The 1,039-nt window shown below is 66.9% G+C and carries 1 protein-coding gene; it reads right to left on the reverse strand.

Annotated elements, in window-relative coordinates; translation table 11 throughout:
• Nucleotides 1-2: 2 nt before the first annotated feature.
• Nucleotides 3-1,039, reverse strand: a 1,037-nt coding sequence (locus tag XH88_RS25645; RefSeq protein ID WP_271671031.1) for a methyl-accepting chemotaxis protein, incomplete at its 5' end; no start/stop codon positions are given.

Here is a 1,039-nt window from a genome sequence, read left to right on the forward strand (position 1 = left end):
CCTTAAGCTGCCCGGATGTTCGCCATGAAGCGATCGAGCTCGGCGCGGAGACGGGCGCTTTCGGACGACAGCGTCTTGGCGGAGTTCAGCACCTCTTCCGAGGCGGAGCCGGTCTCGGCGGCGCCGCGGTTGACCTGACCGATGTCGGTTGCCGCGGTCTGGGTGCCCTGGGCGACGGTCTGAACGCTGCGGGCAATCTCCTGCGTCGCCGCGCCCTGCTGCTCGACGGCGCTCGCAATCGAGGTCGAGATCGACGAGATCTGGCCGATCGTCGCACCGATCTCCTTGATCGCGGCGACCGATTCGGCGGTCGCGCCCTGCATGCCCGCAATGTGCGAAGAAATCTCGTCCGTCGCCTTCGCGGTCTGGCTTGCAAGGGACTTCACTTCGCTGGCGACCACCGCAAAGCCGCGGCCGGCCTCGCCGGCGCGCGCGGCCTCGATGGTGGCGTTCAGGGCGAGAAGGTTGGTCTGCTCGGCGATCGCCGTGATCAGCTTGACCACCTCGCCGATCTGCTGGGCGGCATGCGAGAGTTTACCGATCCGGCCGTCAGTCTCCTTGGCCTGCACGACCGCCGCTTCGGCAATGCGGCTGGAATCGCGGACCTGGCGGCCGATTTCCTCGACTGAAGCCGACAGCTCTTCGGTCGCGGTCGCGACCGACTGCATGTTAGATGAGGCCTGCTCGGAGACGCCGGCGACCTGGCTCGACAGGCTCTGCGTTGTTTCGGCCGTGCGGGTGAGCGTCGAGGCCGCCGATTCCAGCTGCACGGCTGAGGCCGAGACGTTGGAGACGATGGCGCCGACCGCACTTTCGAAATCATCGGCAAAGCGGATCAGTTCCGAGCGCCGCGACGCGGCCTGTTCCTTGTTCTGCGCTTCGCTGGCGGCGGCATCGCGCTCGGCCTTGGCCACGGCCTGAACCTTGAACTCCTCGACCGCGCCGGCCATCTCGCCGATCTCGTCCTTGCGGCCAAGACCCGGCAGCACGACATCGAAATTGCCCGAAGCCAGTTCGCGCATCGCCTTGCACATCGCGA

Source organism: Bradyrhizobium sp. CCBAU 51627 (genome assembly GCF_028128765.1).
Taxonomy (GTDB): Bacteria; Pseudomonadota; Alphaproteobacteria; order Rhizobiales; family Xanthobacteraceae; genus Bradyrhizobium.